Source organism: Agrobacterium sp. MS2, assembly GCF_003261015.1.
Classification (GTDB): domain Bacteria; phylum Pseudomonadota; class Alphaproteobacteria; order Rhizobiales; family Rhizobiaceae; genus Agrobacterium; species Agrobacterium pusense.
The window spans coordinates 25118-28306 of the sequence record NZ_QLNF01000104.1 but is presented as its reverse complement, the minus strand read 5'-3'; the positions used below and the strand labels follow the sequence as shown (position 1 = coordinate 28306).

4 protein-coding genes are annotated in these 3189 nt (G+C 61.4%); all 4 read right to left on the bottom strand.

Annotation, left to right across the window (positions count from 1 at the left end; all coding sequences use genetic code 11):
- On the bottom strand, positions 1 to 773 hold a 773-nt coding region (locus tag DOU54_RS26955; protein WP_113732190.1), incomplete at its 3' end, for an ABC transporter ATP-binding protein.
- On the bottom strand, positions 770 to 1204 hold the full coding sequence (locus DOU54_RS26950) for an NUDIX hydrolase (RefSeq protein ID WP_162749605.1): 435 nt from the start codon (positions 1202 to 1204) through the stop codon (positions 770 to 772). The genes DOU54_RS26950 and DOU54_RS26955, both read right to left, overlap by 4 nt.
- 2 nt (positions 1205 to 1206) lie before the next feature.
- Entirely contained in the window at positions 1207 to 2664 is a 1458-nt protein-coding gene (hydA, locus tag DOU54_RS26945; protein ID WP_113381285.1) for a dihydropyrimidinase, read from the bottom strand.
- Positions 2661 to 3095: an endonuclease domain-containing protein gene (locus DOU54_RS26940; protein WP_113381284.1), complete on the bottom strand. Its 435-nt coding sequence runs from the start codon at positions 3093 to 3095 to the stop codon at positions 2661 to 2663. Before DOU54_RS26940 ends, hydA begins: the two co-directional genes overlap by 4 nt.
- Between the last annotated feature and the right edge of the window lie 94 nt (positions 3096 to 3189).

The window sequence follows — 3189 nt, the reverse complement described above, 5'->3', positions numbered from 1 at the left end:
GCCTTCAACCCCTCACGCACCCGATGCGCAATCGCCAGAAACTCCGGCGTCTCGCGAATTTCCAGCGGCCGTTCCCGAGGCAAACTGGATTCGATCACATCGGTCACCCGGCCCGGCCGCGGCGACATCACGACGATCTTGGTCGACAGATAAACGGCTTCGGGAATGGAATGGGTCACGAAGCAGATGGTCTTGCCGGTCGTATCCCAGAGCTTCAGCAGCTGCTCGTTGAGGTGATCGCGCACGATCTCATCCAGCGCGCCGAACGGCTCGTCCATGAGAAGCAGGTCGGCATCGAAGGCAAGCGCGCGGGCGATGGAGGCGCGCTGCTGCATGCCGCCGGAAAGTTGCCAGGGGTATTTCTTGCCGAAACCGTTGAGGTTGACGAGGTCCATTGTACGGTCGATGCGCTCGCGCTGCTCGGCCTTGCTGTAACCCATGATTTCGAGCGGCAGGGCGATGTTCTTTTCGATGCTGCGCCAAGGATAAAGAGCCGCCGCCTGAAAGACGTAACCGTAGGAGCGGTCCTTGCGGGCATTTTCCGGCGTGGTGCCGTTGACGGTGATGTCGCCTGACGTGTGTTTTTCCAGATCAGCGATGACCCGCAGAAAGGTGGTCTTGCCGCAGCCGGAAGGGCCGATGAAGGAGACGAAGTCGCCCTTTTTCACGTCGAGATCGACATTGGACAGGGCGTGGACCGGGCCATCCCCCGTTTCGAAAGTGAGGCCCAGTTTTCTGGCGGAAACGACGGAATAGGAAGAGGCCTGGTTCATCGCGGCTTGGTTTCACTTTCCGTAAGGGCGGCGCGCGCCAGCGGCAGCATCTGGGTTTCCGTCAGTCTGGCGATGGTCACGCGGGGGGTGCGGTCGAGATCGAGCCAGCGGACTTCCTCGATTTCCGCCTGCGGGGTGACCTCGCTATGAAGCCTGGCGGTAAAGGCATGGGCGACGACATCAGCGCCCGGCTCATTGGCGGCTTCCTCGCGAAAGATGCCCTCATAACGCGCGGCATTTTCGGGCAGCGTCAGGCCGATTTCCTCGGCCAGCTCGCGGCGAAGCGCCTGTTCCGGCGTTTCGCCCGGATCGATCTTGCCGCCCGGCTGCATGAACTGCGTGGTGCCGCGCTTGCGCACCACGAGCATCTGCCGCTTCTCGTTGAGGAGAATGGCGGCGGCGATGAGGATTTCGCGTTTCGGCTCGCTCATGATCACACGCCCGATGCCGGAATGCCCGTGCGTTCCACCTTGCGTGGCGATACGAGCTCCTTCCAGGTGGAAAGCGCCTGGCTGACGGCCGGATAGGGATCGCGGGCGATGAACTGGCCGTGGCCGGGCTGTGTCTCGATGGTGCCTTCCTCAACGCTCACCAGCCCGCGCGAGAGCGTGTAGCGCGGCAGACCCTTTACCTTCTGCCCTTCGAACACGTTGTAATCGATGGCCGATTGCTGGTTTGCCGCACTGATGGTCTTTGTAAGCGCCGGGTCCCAGACGACGATATCGGCGTCGCTGCCGACGAGGATCGCGCCTTTCCTCGGATAGATATTGAGGGTCTTGGCGATGTTGGTGGAAGTGACGGCGACGAACTCGTTCATCGTCAGCCGGCCGGTCGCCACGCCATGGGTCCAGAGCAGCGGCATGCGATCTTCCAGCCCGCCCGTGCCGTTCGGTATCTTGCGGAAATCACCGAGGCCGAAGCGTTTCTGCTCGGTCGTGAAGGCGCAATGGTCGGTCGCCACACATTGCAGCGAGCCGGAGGCGAGACCCGCCCAGAGGCTGTCCTGATGCTGACGGTTACGGAAGGGCGGTGACATCACCCGACGGGCGGCATGGTCCCAGTCGGGATTGGCATATTCGCCTTCGTCGAGGATCAGGTGCTGTATCAGCGGCTCGCCATAGACCCGCATGCCGTTTTGCCGGGCGCGGCGGATGGCTTCATGGGCCTGTTCGCAGGAGGTGTGGACGACGTAAAGCGGCGCACCGGCCATATCGGCGATGATGATGGCGCGGTTGGTGGCCTCGCCTTCCACGGACGGCGGGCGGGAATAGGCGTGCGCCTCCGGCCCGACATTGCCTTCCGCCATCAGTTTTTCCTGCATCTGCGCGACGATATCGCCGTTTTCCGCGTGCACGAAGGGAATGGCGCCGAGCTCCGCGCAACGCGAGAAGGAGGCGAACATCTCGTCGTCATTCACCATCAGGGCGCCTTTATAGGCCATGAAGTGCTTGAAGGAGTTGATGCCTTTTTCCTGAACCACCGTCTTCATCTCATCGAAGACCTGTTCGCCCCACCAGGTGACGGCCATGTGGAAGGAGTAATCGCAATTGGCGCGCGTCGCCTTGTTGTCCCAGCGTTGCAGGGCATCGAGAAGCGACTGCCCCGGCTCCGGCAGGCAGAAATCCACCACCATCGTCGTGCCGCCGGAAAGCGCCGCCCGCGTGCCGCTCTCGAAATCATCGGCGGAATAGGTGCCCATGAAGGGCATTTCCAGATGCACATGCGGATCGATGCCGCCGGGCATCACGTAACATCCGGTGGCATCCAGCACGGTGCCGCCGGTGAGATCAGGGCCGATCTCGGTGATTTTGCCATCCTCGATCTTCACATCTGCCTTGTAGGTGAGGTCGGCGGTGACGATGGTGCCGTTCTTGATGATGGTGACGGTCATTGAACTATGTTCCCGGTGGCGAGGGCTGGCGAATAACGGTCGGGATGATCGGGCAGGAATATCTCGGCGTTCAAGACAGCGAGGATGGTATTGAGCGTGGAGGAGAGGTCTTCGAAAACGTCATGGTTCCAGAAACGTAGAACGGCGTAGCCGTGGCTGTTCAACCAGCGCGTTCTTTGCAGGTCATGCCTGGAGGCGGCGTGCTGCGATCCATCCAGCTCGACGATCAGCATTTTTTCTCGGCAGACGAAATCGGCGACGTAAGCGCCAAGTGGGACCTGTCGACTGAATTTGAAACCGTTCAGCCTGCGGCCCTTGAGTTCATACCAGAGGCGGTATTCGGCGTCGGTCTCCCCGCGGCGGAGTTTTCTGGCCTGCGCGGTTTTGCCTGGATGGCGTTTTGCTGCTTTTTTAACGGTGTGATTGACCATGACCCTTGCCCCCTCATCCGGCCCTTCGGGCCACCTTCTCCCCGGCGGGGAGAAGAAATGGGAGGCACCGTCGCAGGTTTTTACGACGCTAGTG

Coding starts and splice junctions, on each gene's coding strand:
- hydA (WP_113381285.1), bottom strand. CDS start 2,664: ATGACCGTCACCATCATCAAGAACGGCACCATCGTCACCGCCGACCTC.
- DOU54_RS26940 (WP_113381284.1), bottom strand. CDS start 3,095: ATGGTCAATCACACCGTTAAAAAAGCAGCAAAACGCCATCCAGGCAAA.
- DOU54_RS26950 (WP_162749605.1), bottom strand. CDS start 1,204: ATGAGCGAGCCGAAACGCGAAATCCTCATCGCCGCCGCCATTCTCCTC.